We start from the raw sequence: 16,874 nt of genomic DNA, 5'->3' as shown, positions 1-16,874 counted from the left end.
GAATATCTCCGCGCGGAATCATCCCTCGGGTTAAATTGGTCAAGCGGTTCCATCTCGCGGTTTCGGAGGCAGCATGACGGTAACGAAAGCGTTCGGTGTCCGCGTTTTGGGACTATTCGGGATTCTATCCGCCTGCGAGGCCGGAGCGGATTGGAAACCCATCGGGCCCACCGGCGGCGGTAAGATTGATCCCGTGTTCGTTTCCGACGCCTACGTGCTCGCGTCGTCCCCGCAGGGCGTATGGCGCTCAGCGGATCGGGGAGGCTCCTGGACCTTCATCCAACCCGAAATCAACGCGATTTATTTCCGGGAGGTCGGTACCAAGCTGTATGAAGCCGCTTATCGGAAAAACCTTCCGTCCTTGCAGATCCTGGAATCATCCGATCACGGGACCACCTGGAAATCCCGGCTAGAAGGAGTGGCCAGAGCCGATTCCATGGCTTGGCAGGGGATCCGGGAGTCCGCATGGCTGGGACGCTACTGGGTAGTGACGAGCCGCGACGGTATCTATCGCTCCCCGGATTCCGGCGTTACCTGGAAGCGGATCGCAGATCTACCCTGGCCGAATGACTACCAGTCCAACCAGGTATTCGGGCAAAGCGCCTCTCTAATCGTGGTCAACGAAACGGGCTATTATCGCTCTCTCGACAGCGGCTCCAGTTGGGAAAAACTCCCCAGTGGACTCCCTCCCGGCGTTTCGTTCCCGGTCCAACCTTTGGGCAGGTACCTGATCGGTTTTCATCGTGATAGCACCTACCGTAGTTCCGACCTCGGGGCCACTTGGCAACGGTTCCACTCGCCATCGCTCTTTTCCCTGAACTCGGAGGATAATGGGCGCCTGTACGCGAGAGCCGAGGGGGATAACTCGTCCCTGCTCATGTTCTCCAGCGATAGCGGCGAGAGTTGGGCCTGGATCGGACTCTTCGGAGGAAGCCCGAACTCGCTCACCAGTCTCGCTACGGTGGGGGACACCCTTTTCGCGGGAACGAATGCCATGGGCGTCTATCGCTCATTCAAGCTTGGGGCGGATTTCGAACAGACTTCCTTGCCTAGCCAGGACGTGGCCATCCTGGCGGCGAACGGGACAAGCCTTTGGGCTGGAGCAAGGGGCGGGGGCGGCTTATTCCGGTTGGATGGGAACGCGAATGGGTGGATCCAGGCCCAGGGTACCGCTCTCGGATTCGGGAGTATCAATGCGATCGCTTTCGATGGTGAAACGATCGTAGTGGCCGATTCGTCCGGCTCGGTGCGCATTACCCGTGATGGCGGGACGACTTGGAGCGAGCCGCCCCTCAGCGGCGCAGGGGTAACGTCCATCAACGCCATTGCGGTAAAAAACGGATCCCTATTGCTCGCGTCCAATGGATGCGTCTACCGCTTTTTCGACATCGCCTCGGAATGGCGCTGCGTTCAGCCTTTGCCGCGGCGGAACTCCATTGACGACGCGAAATTCCTGGTCACGAGCGGCGCCGTTTTCCTCGGCGACAGCGCCGGCGTAATCCGCTCGCGGGATGGCGGCGCTCATTGGGATACCGTAAACCATGGGCTGGAAGGCGAAGTGCGCTTCCTGGCCGAAGGCGCGGGTTGGATTTACGCGGTAGGGACCCGAGGCGTTTTCCGTTCGCAGGATGAAGGGGATTCCTGGACCCGCATGAATCCGGATAGGACGCGCTTCAAGAGCCTGGCAACGGTTGGCCAGGCCCTTTTCGCGGGCAATGACAGCGGCGTATTCGTCTCCATCGACGAAGGCAAGAACTGGGCGCTTGCCAACGAAGGCATGTCGGTATCGACCTTCATCAATTCGCTTGCGGTGTTCGGAGAGGACCTCTATGCGGGTACGGACGCCAGCGTATGGAAAAGGCCGTTGAGCGAATTGGTTCCCGGAACCATAAACGTGTCCGGTAGCGGCATGGCCGCGCGGAGCTTGATCGAGATGCGGGTCATCCGCACGGGACGGGGTCCTGCCGTCGCCTTTAACGTTCCGGCCAAAAACCGGGTCCGGTTGGACATGTACGACTTTTCGGGCCGCCAAGTCGGGAACTTGGTGGATAAGGTCCTGGATCAGGGTCCGGCGGAGGCGTTATTGAGCGGGTCAGGTATTTCCTCCGGAGGGTATATCCTGCGGCTCCGGACCGGAGGCCAGCAGCGAACCGTCAAAATCGCGTTGACCCCCTGAGATCCTCCGGAACCTAACAGCAGAACCTCGCCGGTTTCCTAGAGAAACCTAGCTCAGCCCCAAACCCTTGGAATCTTCGCGAGAGTCGAATTGACCTTCGATTTCCCGTCAATTGGCCCTGACCATGGGCCTACCAGCTTGTAGAGCCCAAAAGCGGTTGCCTGAAGCGACATTGGGGGCTTTAAGGGAAGAATACCTAGCTTATAGCAGAATAATTCATGTTTTCAGCAGGAGAGGCGGCTCTCCGGGGCGGCCCTTTCGGGTATTCTTTATCCATCGCCGGATTTCCCGGCTTCGCAAAAGGATACGCCCGATGAGCCTGCTCGAAAAATATCGGAAAGAAGCCGAGACCTTCCTCAAGGTCTGCCACAAACTGTCCAAGCTCATGTACGTGACCGGCCATGGCGGCAATGCCGCCTGGAAGCTGGACAAGGATCTGATGATCATCACCCCCACCCAGATGAACAAGGGGGATATCCAGCTCGAGAACCTTTGCTTCCTGGATCTCAAGGGGAACAAGCTCGAAGGCACCAATCGGCCTACCGGCGAGACGCCCATGTACATCAATTTCTTCAAGCGCCGTCCCGACATCGTTTCGGTCCTGCATTGCCATCCGCCTTACACCAATGCCTTCGCCATCACCCAGCAAGAGAACCTGCTGATGCGCCCGATGTTCCCCGAGACCACGACCGAGGTCGGGCCGGTACCGGTGGTGCCCTACGGAGAGCCCCTTACCCAGCGCCTGGCCGACAATTTCAATCCCTTCATGGACAAGTACAACGCCTTCCTGATGGAGAACCACGGACTCGTGATCATGAGCCCCTGGGACATCAACTGGGTCATGATGACCACCGAGCTCCTGGAAATGACCTCGATTACCCTAACCGCCGCCGCTCCCCTCGGGAAGATGAAGGACATCAGCGTTCCGGATCTGCGCAACCTGGACAACATCATGTCCCGGCGCGGGCTGCCCATGTTCGGCGCCCCCGGCGTGAACAAGTCCCTGGTCGATCTGTACTACCCGGAATTGGCCGGTACGCCCGCTGCGGCCGGAGCTGAAAAGGCGGCGGCCCGATGAGCGGAGCCTCCGCGCAGACCTCGTTCCCCAAGGCAGGCACCTGGCTTGGGCTTCAGGGCAAGGTCGCCGTGGTCACCGGTGGGGCTTCCGGAATCGGGCGCGCCTGTTGCGAAGCCCTGGCGGCCCATGGCGCCAAGGTGGTGGTCGCCGATCTCGATCCGGCCAGCGGGGAAGCCGCCGCGGCCGCCCTGCGTTCGACGTTCGGGGTGGAAGCCCGCTTCCGCAAGGCCGACGTGACCAAGGCCGACGATACGGCCGCTTTGTTCGCGGCCACCCTGGAAGAATGGGGGCGCGTGGACGTCCTCGTCAACAACGCAGGCATCAACATCCCGCGTTTGCTCGTCGATCCCGCCGGCAAGGAAGAATTGACCGAAGCCGTTTGGGACAAGATGGTGAACGTGAACCTCAAGGGCCTGTTCCTATGCGGACAGGCCGCTGCCCGCGCCATGCTGCGCGGGGGCTCGGGCGTCATCGTCAACATGTCCTCGGAATCAGGGATGGAAGGCTCGGAAGGCCAAAGCGGATACTCGGCGACCAAGGCCGCCGTGTACGGCCTCACGCGTTCCTGGGCCAAGGAGCTCGGCAAGCGCGGCATCCGCGTGGTGGGCATCGCCCCGGGTATCCTGGAAGTTACGGGCCTGCGGACCCCGGCTTACGAGTCGGCCTTGGCCTATACCCGCGGGATAACCGTGGAGGATTTGCGCAAGGGATACGTCAACAAGGCCATCCCGCTCGGCCGGGACGGCAAGCTTTCGGAAGTAGCCGATCTGGCCGCCTTCCTGGCGTCGGAGCGGGCGGGCTACATCCATGGAACCGTCATCAACATATCGGGAGGAAAGTCGCGTGAATGAACGTGGAACGGCACCCCGGAACGCGGATGCTACATCCGGAACCGAGATTTTGGAAGGCCAACCCAGCCGCACCCGGCGCGTGTTCGAGGCGCAGGTGAAGGATCTGGAAGCCCAGTTGAGCAGCTTCGACGCCGCGGCGCGTAGCGAGGCCTTGGGCAAGTTGATCGCCTTGCGCATCCCGGTGACCGCCGAGCGGCCCCTGGTCAACGTGCACATGCACACTTTCCATTCCTATAACGCCGACAATTGGTCGCCCTCGCGTTTCGCCTGGGAGGCCCATAAAGCCGGCCTCTGGGCCGCCGGCATCATCGACTTCGACGATATCAACGGGGTGGAGGAATTCCTCCAGGCCTCGGAACGCCTAAGCCTGCGGGCCACGGCCGGCATCGAGATCCGTACCTTCATGGAACCTTTCGGCAACGTGGACATCGACTCGCCCGGGGAGCCGGGGGTGCATTACATGGCCGGTTCGGGCATGATGAATCGGCCCAAGGCCGGCTCGCCGGAAGCGGCCTACCTGGAAGGCTTGCGCAAGACCTCGGAGCAGCGCGCGCGCGACCTGGTCGCGCGCATCAACGCGAAGGTTCCGGAGATCGCGGTCGACTTCGATCTCGTGAAACGGACCAAGACGCCGGCCGGCTATATCAGCGAACGGCATCTGGTCACGGCCTACGTGGAGCGCGCCCAGGCGGCATTCCCCGTGGCCGACCGCTGCGCGGAATATTGGGCCAAGGTGTTCGGGATGGAAAAGGCCGCGGTGGCCGCCCTGTTCGCCACGCCCGCCGCCATGGAGGAAAAGGTCCGCGGCAAGTTGATGAAGAAGGGCGGACTCGGATACGAGCAGCCCGGCCCGAGCACCTTCCCCCCCACGGGCGAAGTATACGCCTGGGTGAAAGCCTGCGGCGGCGTGCCCATGGACTCCTGGCTGGACGGGACCTCGGAAGGCGAAAAGCGCGCCGTGGAGCTTTTGGAATGCAATCGCAGCTTGGGCGCGCGCGCGCTCAACCTCATTCCCGATCGCAATTGGAACCTGAAGAATCCGGACGACAAGAAGCGCAAGCTCGAGAACCTCGGGCGCGTGGTGGCGTTGGCGGTCGAACGCCAGATGCCCCTGCATATCGGGACCGAAGGCAATAAGGCCGGGCTCCCCTTCGTGGACGATTTGGAAGGCGCCGAACTGGCGCCTTATAAGCCGCTCTTCCTGGAAGGCGCGCGCATCCTCATCGGCCACGCTTTGCTCGCGCGCTTCGCCGACTTCCCCTACGCCGGGGACGCCGCCGAGGACGCTTTCCATCGCGATTACCGCGCCATGAATCTATTCTTCTCGTCCGTGGGGGCCCTGCCCCCGCTGGACGCCGAAATTTCCCGCCGGTTGCGGGATGCCGGAACCAAGACGGCCCATGATATCCTGCGCGCTTCGGCGCAAGCGGGACGCTGGACCGGCCTCGGTACCACCGGCTGAAACCCTTAAAGGAGATCCCACGCCATGCTGGCTGCCCTGTTGAAATCGCCCGGAAACCTGACCATGGAAGAAATCCCCTCGCCGGAGCCCGGCCCGGGCGAGGTGGTGCTGCGCGTGGAGGCCTGCGCCCTCTGCGGCACCGACAAGCGCGTGTTGACCGGCGAGAAGCCGGTGTCGGTGCCCATCATCGGCCATGAGATCGCCGGTGTCATCATGGCGGCGGGCAAAGGCGTCCCGGCCGAACTGCAAAAAGGCACGCGCTACGCCGTCCAGACCGTGATCGGCTGCGGCGAATGCCCGATGTGCAAGGTTCACCAGGAAAACTTGTGCGAAAAAGGCTTCACCGCCATCGGCTACGCCTATAACGGCGGCTTCGCCGAATACCTTAAGATGCCCGCCAACTCGGTGGCCCAAGGCTGCCTCATCCCGATCCCCGCCAGCATGCCCGCCGAGATCGGCACCTTGCTCGAACCGCTTTCCTGCGGAATCAACGGACTGCGTTACATCCCCCTGGAAGGGATGAATCACGTGGGCATCGTGGGCGCGGGCGTCATCGGCGTGCTGAACGGACTTATCGCCAAGGCCCGCGGCGCCAAGCGCGTCACCATCTTCAACCGCTCCAGCGCCAAGCTGGACGTGATCAAGAAGCTGGGGCTTCCCTTCGACGATCTTATCGATTATTCCAAGACCGACGCGGCGAAATGGATTTCCCAGCAGACCGGCGGCCGCGGTTTGGATGCGGTCGTCCTCTCCGCCTCGGAAAAGGATTTGATCCCCATGTCCATGCCCTGGATGGCCCGCGGCGGCCATATGTCGCTGTTCGCCGGGCTGCCGAAATCGGATCCCGTCGCCCCCATCGACTTGAACGTGATCCACTACAAGGAATTGCACTTGCACGGGGCCAACAGCTCGGTGCGGCGCGATTACGAGGAAGCCTTGCAGATGTTGACCGACGGCCGCATCGACGGCAGGGCCCTCATCACGCATCGCTTTCCCTTGCGCGAGTTCCCGGAAGCGGTGAGGACCCAGAACGATCCCAAGTCCGGGGCGTTGAAGGTGATCGTCCTGCCGGAATCCAGGTAAGGGGTAGCGTCGGAGTTACCGGGCGGAGGATCCGGGCCCCGGGCCCGGAGCTGAACCGGCGAGGGGGCGGCTCAGGCCGCCCGGTTCTCCGCTTCCTTCTCGGCTTCCATATGGAATTGCCGGTCCGGCAATTTCTTTCCCAGCCGGACGCGGAACATGCACCGACCGTGGCCGGACTGGAATTTCTCTTCGCGTATCACGGGATGCCCCAGCAATCGCTCCAATGTCGATACGCTCAAGCTGCACAGCGCCGGGTGCTCAAGCGCCACGTTCAAGAAGGGGCAGTTCCGTTCGATTAGGATGAGATCCCCGTCGCGTTTTTCCACCGACATGAAGGGATCGTCCTTCAGGTAAAGGCCTTTAAGGCGGTCCAAGCGGGCTTCCGGGGAAAGTCCCGCCAGCACCGGTTCCCAGGCCGCGACTTGCATGTCGGCCAGGGACGCCAGCAGCTTTTGGATCAAGACCGGCCCTCCGGCCGCCGCGACCCCGGTGATCAAGTCCGCGGCCAGGCGATCATAGGATTTGGGAAAGAGACGATCCCCGGTGGGGGTGACGCGATACGATTCCACGGGACGGCCGCGTTTTCCCGTGCCTTGACCGGGCTCCCGGGCCACCGAACCGTTCGCTTCCAGGACCGCCATTTGTTTGCGCACGCCTTCGTGGGTGATCCGCAAGCGTTTGGCTGCCTCGCCGATGGTGCACGCGCCTCGCGCTTTCATGAAACGCAGGATGCGCATCCGGATGTCATCCTCGAATTTCGGTTTCTTCGCGTCCACTCGGCCCTTCGTCGCTGCGCCCCGCCCCATGGCGGAGGATCAGCTCGCCCCCCAACCATCCTCCCCAGGAGAGAACGGCGCTTCCAAGCAGGGTCAATCCCAAATTAACAAATGCCCTGGGGAGGGGAATCGCCGCGCCGGGAGAATGGAAACAAAGCTCGCCGCCGAACAGCGCCGCGGCGCTGAGCATGGCCAGCATATGCAAATTCGCCGTCCGTTCCGCCGCGGGACCCCGCTTCAGCCCCACCAGATCGATCAGGCCCGTGGCCGCCGTAGGCAAAGCGGCCAGGACCCCGAAGGCGTTGATCCAGAAGGCCAGGCGCCATGCCAGGGTCCAGCCGAAGCATCCCGCCACTTCCAGCGGGAAGACGAGCGGCCACAATCCCAAGGGGAAATGCACGAGCAGGACGTGCATGGGATGGCCGAAGGCTCGTAAGGATCCGTTCTTATATGCGATTGGCGAGTTCATGATCCGGATCCACGCGAACCGCGGCGCGGTTAGGTGAAGACCGCCGTCGCCAGGAGAATGAAGGCGATTACGGCCACGCCCGCGTGGATGATGACCACCAAGGAGGGCAGGGGCTTCTTCTGAAGGTGGAAGGCGAAGAGGGTGAACCCGCCCAGGGCAGCGGCCACGAAGAGCGCGAGGGCCGTCTTCGCGAGGGCGGGAACCCCGCCCGTCAATACCGGCAAGAGCAGCAGGATCAGGCCCGCGGCTCCCAAGAGGCCGTGCAGGATGGCCAGGGGCCACGGGCGGTCCTGTCCTTTGAAATGGCGAACGGCCAGGACCAATCCCCCTAGGGCGGCGACGGCGAAAACGAAAACGGCGATGCGAAGCATAGTACCTCCGGGTTAATACCCAACATTTAAGTTGGATAAATATACAGATCGCATGCATCCGCCGCAAGGGGGATTTTCGGTTATTGCGGCGTAGGAACTGAAATCGGCATTGCCCGCCCGTCAATACGGCGAGAGCGGGTTTTGACCGATAAATGCGATATTCCCGCTTCCCTTTTGAACCCCTAACCCGGTTTTTCCCTCTGAAATGAGGCAATGCCCACCCCCCGGACAGTTCCAGGAGATTCCATGCAGGCCCATAGATCCACCGATCCGATCCGGTTGCGTAAAAGCATTTGCGCCCTGTCCGTGATCTCCGTAGCGTTTTTTCTTGGACTCGCCCCCTCGGTCCAGGCCATGCCGTTTTCGGACCGCGTCACCCTGCCGTCCGGCGAGAAGATTTTCGTAGCGGGATTCAACCTCGCATGGATCAATTTCGCCGGGGACGTGGGGGATGCGCCTCTGAACGCCACGGCCTTCCAGGCCGCCATGAAAGCGGTGGCCGATTCCGGGGGCAATACCATGCGGGTATGGCTTTCGACCAACGGATCGAAGGATCCGGTGTTCGGGGCCGATGGCTTGGTGAGCGGTCTGGGTTCCAAAACCATCGCCAACGTCCAGCAGATGCTCGCCATCGCCAAGACGAACAAGATGATGATCGTACCTACCTTGCTGACCCACAATTTCCTGCAAAGCGGCCAGTCGGGAGTCAACCTCGACAACAACAAGAAATTGCTGGCCACGGATGCCGGCTTGAAGGCTTACATCGATAATGCCGTGGTACCCCTGGTTACGGCCATCGGCAAGGATCCCAATCTGCTTTGCTGGGAAGTGGCCAACGAGCCCGAGGGCATGGTGGAAAGCATAGGCTGGACCAGCCAGCGCATCGCCAAGGCCGACGTCCAGAAATTCACCAACCGCATCGCCGGGGCCATCCACCGCGCCATTCCGGGCGTGCTCGTTTCCACCGGGACGGTCCAGGCTTCCTATCTGGGATGGTATACGGATGATGCCCTCAAGGCCGCGGGCGGCGATGCCGACGGCGTCCTCGACTTCTATATGGTCCATTACTACGGCTGGAACGGCACGGGCAACAGCCCTTTCCACAAGGGCGCGGCCGCCTGGGGCGTCGATAAGCCATTGGTGGTGGGGGAGTTCGCCTCTTCCAGCTGGAGCCCGAGTACGGCATCCACAAGTAAAATGCAGGATGCCGAATCGGTCGATACCTTGCTGGAAAACCTTTACAAGAACGGCTATGCGGGAGGCATGTTCTGGCAATACCAGCCCGATGCCGGCGATACCTGGCTGAAAGGTTTCGCGACCGCTTCGCCTTCCTTGGCCAAGTTCGCCCGTGCCCACGTCGCCGACGTCAAATTCGACGGCGTTTCGGATGGCAAGCTTTCCGTGGTGGCCTCGGCCACGGCGGGCGGCAAGGTGGCGGCGACGCCGGTGGGACGCGTGGATACCGGCGCCACGGTTACGATCACCGCCACGGCCGACGCCGGCTATGAATTCGCAGGCTGGGGCGGGGACACGGTCGCGGCGGCGACGGTGAACCCGATCAAGGTGAAGGCCATGAAAGATCGCGCCATCCTCGCCAACTTCCGCCCCGCGGCGGGAGCCAACATGCTTAAGAACGGCGATTTCACATCGGACGCGAATTGGACATTCAACGTACATACCGATAGCGGCGCTTCCGGAACCATCTCCTACGCCGCGGGCCAGGCTGATATCACCATCCCGGCCGCCGGTAGGCAGAACTGGTTCGTCCAATTGATGCAGGGCGGCTTCCCATTGCAAGCCGGCGCAACCTACGTGGTTTCCTTCGACGCCTGGGCCAATTCGCCCCGCGACCTCCAGGTGGGCCTGACCACAAGCGATTGGGTTTGGCAGAGCGGGAATAACGTCAGCGTGACCGCGGCCAAGGCCAATTACCAGGTGGAGCTGACCGCCCTGACGACCGTAACCGCGGGGGCCACGGGCATGATCCAATTCAACGTCGGGGACGTGGCGTCAACCTTGCATATAGATAACGTGATCCTTGTCGCGAAAGGTTCTTCCCCGATCCGCTTCGTCGCTCCCGCCCTTTCCGAACCTGACGTGCGCCTGTCCTTGGCGGGCGGCACGTCGTTCTGGTCGACCAGGGTCCCGCTCGCGTCGGCGGTCGATCTGGTTATCTTCGACCTCGGTGGCCGGGAAGTCGGCCGTTATCGGCTGGACGTGGGGCAATCCCGAGGACGGATACCCGCGCGTCTTGCTCCCGGATCCTACCGGGCCCGCATCGAAGCGATGCCTGGCAAGGATTGACCGGTTGGGGGCTGGCGTTCCGGCCCTTTCGCCGCCATCCCCGGACCCGATTCCTTTGATATTAAGGAATCCGCATCCCGTTCTTGAATGATCATACGGGCCTGGAAATTGCTGTCTTCTTTTCCGCACCCGATTCATGGAGATCCGGACCATGCGCATGTTCCCGCTTTCGTCGCATCCGATTTGGGCTTGGCTTCTCTTATCCATTCCCATCGTCCGGGCGGTAGCCGACGACTACTCCGATAACCTGGCGAAGTGGAACGCGATGCGACCGTCGCATTACCAATACCGGTACACGCCGGGATGCTATTGTCCCCTCGCAAGATGGCAGGTCGAAGCGAAGGCCGGCACGGTGATTGCCGCCGACAAGCTCATCGGGGACGGCATATCGACTCCTTCGGACTTGCGAATGTTCGGGATGGACAGCCTTTTCAGGTTCATCAAGCGAACGCGGGAGGAGAACCCCTACAAGCTGACCGTCACCTATAACCGTGAATTCGGGTATCCCGACTGGATTTACGTGGACCCGAAACTGAGCGTCGCCGACGACGAGCATTCCATAGCCATCGATCAGTTCAAGGTGATGATTCCCGGTTTGACCGTGAGCCCGGATACCGTATACGAATCATCCATGGCCGAGATCCCTGCCGGGAAAAAGGTCCTCGCCCTCGCGAATACCGGCGACTCGGCCTTGTATCTCAACAGCGTCGAGGTTTCCTTTTCCCCTACGGATACCTTCGCGCTGGGAACCGTCTCGTTGCAGATCCATCGGAAGTCTTCCGCCAACGGGGGGAGAGGGGAATATTATTCCTTCACCGGGATGTCGCGGCCCGATACCCTCGCCGCCTTGGGCGGAATCCTCTTGCCGCCCGGGGATTCGGCCGTCTTCGATGAATTCCTCGTCGGCACTTGCGCATGCTTGAGGAAGACCGGGGCCGTGATCGGATCGGGTAAACTTTTTAACGCGCTCCTCCGCTTCAACCTCTCCCGTGACGAATCCGGCGGAGCGGGCGGCCTCCGGGCGTACGCCTGGTTCCAAGGCCTGTACGATGCCACGACTTCGATCGGGTCCGGCCCTGGCCGCCCGCGGGAGTCCTCCGCAGCGCAACCTGCGCTTCCTTCAGGATCCTATCCGGCGAGGGGACGGTATTATGGTTTGGATGGGAAGCCGCGGAAAACCGTGGGGATTCCGGCTATGCGAATCCGTAAGCCTTAACGTTCGGCAAATCCCTTTGTCATAACCAATTTCCCGCCCAGCCACGTAGAGGGAATCGCCGTCAGGATAGGCCAGGGGCTCTTGCGTTTTTCCATGCGGGATTCGATAACTTTGCCATTTCGGGGTCCTTTCGAAGATGCGGCGGGTTTTCCCCCGCCGTCATCATGAAGTCGGAGCCGCCCAGAGAGTCTCTACACCCGGGGCTAATTAAATTTGGCTTTCGGAATATTCCCGGCCCATGTCGAAAAGCCGGCCACGGCTCCGACTTCAGGGTGAGGCGCCATATTGCGCCTCGCCAAACAAGGAAACGAAAATGAAGTTCATCCTCATGATGCATACCCCCAGCGGAGGACCCTACCAGATCGCGCAATGGCCGCAAAAGGATATCCACGCCCATATCGGATTCATGAAGGGTTTCGCCAAGAAGCTGAAGGATATGGGCGAATTGGCGGGCGCAGAAGGCTTGGCCGGGCCCGACCAGGCCAAATTGGTGAAAGCCGGAGAAGATGGCCGCCCCGTGACCGACGGTATTTTTCCCGAGACCAAGGAATTCCTGGCCGGATATTGGATAGTGGACGTGGAGAACGCGGCGCGGGCCTATGCCATCGCGGCCGAGGCCTCCGCGGCTCCGGGCCCGGGAGGGAAACCGTTGCGGATGGGGATCGAGGTCCGCGAAGTCATGAGCGCGGCCCCGAAGGAGTGGACGCCCTGATCCCATGACCGAGTCGTTGGACGGACCCGCCCTGGCGCTCTTGCGCGATCTCGCGCCGAGGGCGCTGGGCGCCGTCCACCGCCGTTGGGGCGATTTCGCCGCGGCCGAGGATTCGGTTCAAGAAGCCTTGGTGGCGGCCGTTGATCAATGGCCCAAGGAAGGCATCCCGGATTCGCCCATGGGCTGGTTGATCCGCGTGGCCTCGCGCCGGCTCGCGGATCATTTCCGATCGGAAGGCGCGCGGCGCCGCCGCGAAGAGCTGGTCGTGAGCATGGTTCCCCCCGACGAGCAATGGGCGGCCATCGACGCCGGCGCTCCTGAAGCTGACGATACCCTGGACTTGTTGTTCCTATGCTGCCATCCCGCCTTGACCCCGGCATCGGCCATCGCCCTCACCTTGCGGGCCGTGGGCGGCTTGACCACGGCCGAGATCGCCAAGGCCTTCCTGGTTCCGGAAGCCACCATGGCCCAGCGCATCAGCCGGGCCAAACAAGCGATCAAAGAGGCCGGATCGGCCTTCGACCCTCCCTCCCCGGAGGAAGCGGCGCGCCGGCTGGCGTCCGTCCAACATGTCCTATACCTGATCTTCAACGAAGGATATACGGCCAGTTCGGGAGAGGCGCTGGTCCGCGTCGATCTTTCCGCGGAGGCCATCCGCATCGCCCGCATGCTTCGGCAGGCGGTTCCCGGGGATGCCGAAACGGAGGGCCTCCTGGCATTGTTGCTTTTGACCGACGCGCGGCGCGCGGCGCGCACCGGTGCGGGCGGAGAACTCATTCCCCTGGATAAGCAGGACCGCGCCCTGTGGGATCGCGCCCGGATAGCAGAAGGCACCGCATTGATCACCACCGCGTTTTCCCGCGGACCCGCAGGCGCGTACGCGATCCAGGCGGCCATCGCCGCCCTGCATGACGAAGCGGAGGACATGGACGCGACGGATTGGCCGCAGATCCTGGAATTGTACGGATGGTTGTTGCGAACCTCGGACAATCCCATGGCGAAGCTGAATCATGCGGTGGCGACGGCCATGGTGCACGGGCCCTCCGCCGGCCTGGCGCTGATCGACGGGATGGCCGGCGATACCCGGTTGGCGGGGCAGCATCGGCTCCAGGCCGCGCGGGCGCATTTGCTCGAGCGGGCCGGCGACAAGCAGGCCGCCTGCGACGCCTACCGCATGGCCGCGGAGCGCGCGACCTGCGTGCCCGAACGCGATTACCTGCTGTTGCAAGCGGCGCGAATGCGGGAAGACGGCTAGTTCCCGTTCCCGCGTGCCGGCGATTCGCTGACTCTTTCTGACCCTTACTGACACTTACTGAAACCATTCAGCGGGGCTTCGGGCGCGCCTCTCTGATACTTTTGACCGCGCCATAGCATCAAAGGATTTGAGTGGGATCGTTTCCCATTCGAACGGGAGAACAATGATGAAAAAGGCAATGAATTTCTTGGCCCTGGCTCTCGCCTTGGGCGCAGCCGAATCCGCTTCGGCAGCCTCGGTCTATCTCGAAATCTCAGGCAACTCTTGCCATACGGCGCAAGGCGGCCAAGGGATTCCGACCCGGTACGGCCTCTACAATCCCGGCCCTTATGGCGTTGATGTCGTATGTCCCGTGCAGACCCCGGAGGGGTACTATACCTATGGGTATATCGGGTTTGCCGCCTACCGCCGGAATCCTAACGACGGAATGTCTTGCACCCTGAACATGACCAACGATGACGGGAATTACTACAGCGGCGCGGTAGCGAGCATTTCCAACTATGGTAGCGCTCGTCTGTACGCCAGTCGGTACACCAACACCCAGGTCGCGAGCGATGTGATTTGGGTGACTTGCCATATCCCGGCCCCCTATTCAGGTAGCTACTCCTACCTCAACTCCATCGTGGTCAACCTGCAATAATTCAGGACCACCCGCTCGTATTAGTCGAGTAGTCAGGTATTCCGCTCCGGTTGTATTCCCCGCGACCATCGAGCCCGCTCGTCCTTGCCGGCGGCGACCCTCAGAACGGGCGGGAGCCGCCCTTGAAAAGAAAAGTCGGCGATTCTGGACGGCCGAATCCCGTCCCCCCAGCGTTAACGGCCGGATCATCCCGGGAAAAGGCAAACTCCCCGGAATTTATGGCGCGAGTAGGGTTAGGTTAGTGGTAGCGCGCGGCCCGGTGGGCTGAAATGCTTCAAGGAACCTAGGCTCTACCGAGCTTCAGCGATCCCGGACCGCGAAAGCCTAACGAAAGGTTACGTATGGGTAAATCTGCGAGCGGGGTTAGGCATCATGGGTGGCGGTGGGCGGTATTGGCCCTCGCATTCACCACCTTGGCTCCGCAGGCGAAGTGGCTGACCGTGCATAACGATTTCTTCCAGTACGACCTCGATGGGAATCCGATCCGGACCCGGAGCGGATGCCTGAACAAATTCGGCAATACCTATTACTGGTATGGTTGCGATCAGGCCATGACCAACCAAACCTGCTACTCGTCCACCGACTTGCTGCATTGGACCAACCACGGCAACATGCTCACCGCTTCCCGGGGATCCAACCGGATGGACGTCCTGTATAACGACTCGACGAAGAAATACGTCATGGTCGTGAAATGGGAGACCCCCGGGACGGAATGGTGCAACCGGGCGATCGCGACCAGCGACAGCCCCACCGGTCCCTTCACCAAGCAGTTCGACAGCACCGTATACGGCGCCAACACCGGCGACATGTCGGTGTTCAAGGACGATGACGGGAAAGCCTACTATCTGTGGGAAATCTGGGATAACGGGAAAACGACCCAGAGTTTCGCATTGATGACGCCGGATTACATCAATCTGCAGAAAAAGATGCAGACGTGGTCCAATAGCGATCGCGAAGCCGAGATGATGATGAAGCGCCACGGGAAGTACTACTACATGAGCTCCAAGATGGTTGGAATCGATCCCTCCGAAACGCAGTACTTCACGGCCCCGGCCATCGAGGGCCCTTGGACGACGAACCTGGTGCCGATCATCGCTCCCGGCGACGCGAACAAGAATTCATGGGACACGCAATGCGATTTCGTGTACCGCTTCAAAGGCACGGAGGATACCGTGCAAATGTATGCCGGTGACCGCTGGAAGCGGCCGCATCCGGCCAGGAACGGGGATTACGCTTGGTTGCCCATCGCGTTCACCCCGAAGGATTCGGTGGTCGTCAATTATTACCAGGACTGGGAAGTCGATCCGGATCGCGGCGTATGGCGGGCCATCGACGTTAAGCGCAACCTGGCGCTCAACAAGACCGCGACCGCATCATCGTCGAGCGGGACCAACGTTCCCGGCAACGTAACCAGCCCGGCGACCTGGCAGGATTACATGGATACGAAATGGGTGAGCGGGGCCGGCGATCCGCAATGGATCACGGTCGATCTCGGCTCCGCCATGCCGGTTAATCGCGTGATCCTCAAATGGGATTCGACCTACGCGAAATCGTTTAAGATCCAGGTGTCGACCGACAATACGGCGTGGACGGACGTGTTCAGCACGACCAAAGCCGGGGCCCGTTCGATCACCGACGAAACCTTCTCGACCACTACCGCGCGCTATGTTCGGATGTACGGTACGCAGCTTGGCGGGACGGGAACCGGATACACCTTGTTCGATTTCATGGTGCTCAACGATTCCGGCGTTGCGGTGCCCATCGTAAAGCCTTCGCCGTCGATGGCCGCTTCGGGCGTAATCTTGCTCTGTAAGAACCGGACCATAACGTATTCCATCGCCCACGGCGTTGCGGTAAAAGTGGATGTCGTGGATCTCCGCGGGAACGTTATCGCCGTTCTCGCCGACGGTTTCATGCCCGCGGGCGTCTATACGGCCCCCCTTCCCGCGGCAGTAGGGCACGGGACCTCTATCCTAAGATTGGATGCGGGCGGGAGGCAAGTAACCCGGAAATTAGTCCGGTGGCAGCTGCGCTGACCGTGGGCGCGGCAAGCCGGGTCCCTCGCTACCCGCGCCACCGGGACCGCTTCCCGAAGCATCAGAACTGCGTAAAGAACTTCCATGATTCCGGCGGGATCCAGCTGTTCTTGCCCGCGTTCCCGGTCCCCCCGTCGCCGACGCTGGCTTCATGGGGTCCGTCGAAGGTGCATACCTTGACCGGATATCCTTGCTTGCAACCGCTGAAGTCATAACACAAATGCGTTTTGCTTCCCACCGTGGTCGTGGGGATGTCGGAGGGCACGCTGCACCCGTTATCCTGGCCGCGCTGCAAGCCGATGAATTTCGATCCCAGTTGCTGGCTCGCATCATTAATCCATTTGCAATTCGGGTCGCTCATGGTCCGAGATTTTCCCGCGTACGTTTATCGTTTGGGAATGGACTGAAAAAAAAATAAAAAAGGGTATACAAATCATCATGTGTT

At 61.4% G+C, this 16,874-nt stretch carries 15 protein-coding genes; 11 read left to right on the top strand and 4 right to left on the bottom strand.

Going from position 1 to position 16,874, the window contains the following annotated elements; genetic code table 11:
* The first annotated feature begins 73 nt into the window (after positions 1 to 73).
* The 5 genes from JF616_18830 to JF616_18810 all read left to right on the top strand — a co-directional run bounded on the left by JF616_18830 (position 74) and on the right by JF616_18810 (position 6,650).
* Complete coding sequence (locus JF616_18830; protein MBW8889819.1) at positions 74 to 2,176, top strand: hypothetical protein; 2,103 nt, start codon at positions 74 to 76, stop codon at positions 2,174 to 2,176.
* Between the two features lie 313 nt (positions 2,177 to 2,489).
* On the top strand, positions 2,490 to 3,254 hold the full coding sequence (locus JF616_18825) for a class II aldolase/adducin family protein (GenBank protein MBW8889818.1): 765 nt from the start codon (positions 2,490 to 2,492) through the stop codon (positions 3,252 to 3,254).
* A complete protein-coding gene (locus JF616_18820) occupies positions 3,251 to 4,105 on the top strand; it encodes an SDR family NAD(P)-dependent oxidoreductase (GenBank protein ID MBW8889817.1) in 855 nt (284 codons plus the stop codon). The genes JF616_18825 and JF616_18820 overlap by 4 nt, the downstream gene beginning before the upstream one ends.
* A gap of 49 nt (positions 4,106 to 4,154) precedes the next feature.
* On the top strand, positions 4,155 to 5,567 hold the full coding sequence (locus JF616_18815; GenBank protein MBW8889816.1) for a hypothetical protein: 1,413 nt from the start codon (positions 4,155 to 4,157) through the stop codon (positions 5,565 to 5,567).
* A 24-nt stretch (positions 5,568 to 5,591) separates the two neighbouring features.
* Complete coding sequence (locus JF616_18810; GenBank protein MBW8889815.1) at positions 5,592 to 6,650, top strand: alcohol dehydrogenase catalytic domain-containing protein; 1,059 nt, start codon at positions 5,592 to 5,594, stop codon at positions 6,648 to 6,650.
* 71 nt (positions 6,651 to 6,721) lie between these two features.
* Here the strand turns inward: JF616_18810 and JF616_18805 are convergent, their stop codons facing one another.
* From JF616_18805 to JF616_18795, 3 genes are read right to left on the bottom strand one after another with little or no spacing between them, the layout of a single operon-like run.
* Positions 6,722 to 7,426 carry a DNA-binding protein gene (locus tag JF616_18805; GenBank protein ID MBW8889814.1) on the bottom strand — a complete coding sequence of 235 codons (705 nt, stop codon included), beginning with the start codon at positions 7,424 to 7,426 and terminating at the stop codon, positions 6,722 to 6,724.
* Entirely contained in the window at positions 7,395 to 7,895 is a 501-nt protein-coding gene (locus JF616_18800) for a DUF2231 domain-containing protein (protein MBW8889813.1), read from the bottom strand. The genes JF616_18805 and JF616_18800 overlap by 32 nt, the downstream gene beginning before the upstream one ends.
* A 29-nt stretch (positions 7,896 to 7,924) precedes the next feature.
* Positions 7,925 to 8,266, bottom strand: a complete 342-nt coding sequence (locus tag JF616_18795; GenBank protein ID MBW8889812.1) for a hypothetical protein — start codon at positions 8,264 to 8,266, stop codon at positions 7,925 to 7,927.
* 246 nt (positions 8,267 to 8,512) lie between these two features.
* Between JF616_18795 and JF616_18790 the strand changes: the two genes are divergently transcribed.
* The 6 genes from JF616_18790 to JF616_18765 all read left to right on the top strand — a co-directional run bounded on the left by JF616_18790 (position 8,513) and on the right by JF616_18765 (position 16,429).
* On the top strand, positions 8,513 to 10,570 hold the full coding sequence (locus JF616_18790; protein ID MBW8889811.1) for a cellulase family glycosylhydrolase: 2,058 nt from the start codon (positions 8,513 to 8,515) through the stop codon (positions 10,568 to 10,570).
* Between the two features lie 151 nt (positions 10,571 to 10,721).
* Complete coding sequence (locus tag JF616_18785) at positions 10,722 to 11,786, top strand: hypothetical protein (protein MBW8889810.1); 1,065 nt, start codon at positions 10,722 to 10,724, stop codon at positions 11,784 to 11,786.
* Positions 11,787 to 12,099: 313 nt separating this feature from the next.
* The gene (locus JF616_18780) at positions 12,100 to 12,498 is read left to right on the top strand and encodes a hypothetical protein (GenBank protein ID MBW8889809.1); all 399 of its coding nucleotides are present in this window, start codon (positions 12,100 to 12,102) and stop codon (positions 12,496 to 12,498) included.
* 4 nt (positions 12,499 to 12,502) lie between these two features.
* Positions 12,503 to 13,753: an RNA polymerase sigma factor gene (locus tag JF616_18775; GenBank protein ID MBW8889808.1), complete on the top strand. Its 1,251-nt coding sequence runs from the start codon at positions 12,503 to 12,505 to the stop codon at positions 13,751 to 13,753.
* A gap of 163 nt (positions 13,754 to 13,916) precedes the next feature.
* Positions 13,917 to 14,393, top strand: a complete 477-nt coding sequence (locus tag JF616_18770) for a hypothetical protein (protein ID MBW8889807.1) — start codon at positions 13,917 to 13,919, stop codon at positions 14,391 to 14,393.
* Positions 14,394 to 14,734: 341 nt separating this feature from the next.
* Positions 14,735 to 16,429 (top strand): discoidin domain-containing protein, encoded by a 1,695-nt coding sequence (locus JF616_18765; protein MBW8889806.1) that lies wholly within the window; start codon positions 14,735 to 14,737, stop codon positions 16,427 to 16,429.
* 61 nt (positions 16,430 to 16,490) lie between these two features.
* Here the strand turns inward: JF616_18765 and JF616_18760 are convergent, their stop codons facing one another.
* A complete protein-coding gene (locus tag JF616_18760) occupies positions 16,491 to 16,790 on the bottom strand; it encodes a hypothetical protein (protein MBW8889805.1) in 300 nt (99 codons plus the stop codon).
* Positions 16,791 to 16,874 lie beyond the last annotated feature (84 nt).

The organism is Fibrobacterota bacterium (assembly GCA_019509785.1).
In the GTDB taxonomy this organism is placed as follows: domain Bacteria; phylum Fibrobacterota; class Fibrobacteria; order UBA11236; family UBA11236; genus Chersky-265.
This window is presented reverse-complemented; position numbering and strand designations above follow the sequence as displayed.

Excerpts from the sequence above, each read along its gene's own strand:
- JF616_18830 (MBW8889819.1), top strand. The coding sequence starts at position 74 with ATGACGGTAACGAAAGCGTTCGGTGTCCGCGTTTTGGGACTATTCGGG.
- JF616_18825 (MBW8889818.1), top strand. The coding sequence starts at position 2,490 with ATGAGCCTGCTCGAAAAATATCGGAAAGAAGCCGAGACCTTCCTCAAG.
- JF616_18820 (MBW8889817.1), top strand. The coding sequence starts at position 3,251 with ATGAGCGGAGCCTCCGCGCAGACCTCGTTCCCCAAGGCAGGCACCTGG.
- JF616_18810 (MBW8889815.1), top strand. The coding sequence starts at position 5,592 with ATGCTGGCTGCCCTGTTGAAATCGCCCGGAAACCTGACCATGGAAGAA.
- JF616_18800 (MBW8889813.1), bottom strand. The coding sequence starts at position 7,895 with ATGAACTCGCCAATCGCATATAAGAACGGATCCTTACGAGCCTTCGGC.
- JF616_18795 (MBW8889812.1), bottom strand. The coding sequence starts at position 8,266 with ATGCTTCGCATCGCCGTTTTCGTTTTCGCCGTCGCCGCCCTAGGGGGA.
- JF616_18790 (MBW8889811.1), top strand. The coding sequence starts at position 8,513 with ATGCAGGCCCATAGATCCACCGATCCGATCCGGTTGCGTAAAAGCATT.
- JF616_18785 (MBW8889810.1), top strand. The coding sequence starts at position 10,722 with ATGCGCATGTTCCCGCTTTCGTCGCATCCGATTTGGGCTTGGCTTCTC.
- JF616_18780 (MBW8889809.1), top strand. The coding sequence starts at position 12,100 with ATGAAGTTCATCCTCATGATGCATACCCCCAGCGGAGGACCCTACCAG.
- JF616_18775 (MBW8889808.1), top strand. The coding sequence starts at position 12,503 with ATGACCGAGTCGTTGGACGGACCCGCCCTGGCGCTCTTGCGCGATCTC.
- JF616_18770 (MBW8889807.1), top strand. The coding sequence starts at position 13,917 with ATGATGAAAAAGGCAATGAATTTCTTGGCCCTGGCTCTCGCCTTGGGC.
- JF616_18765 (MBW8889806.1), top strand. The coding sequence starts at position 14,735 with ATGGGTAAATCTGCGAGCGGGGTTAGGCATCATGGGTGGCGGTGGGCG.
- JF616_18760 (MBW8889805.1), bottom strand. The coding sequence starts at position 16,790 with ATGAGCGACCCGAATTGCAAATGGATTAATGATGCGAGCCAGCAACTG.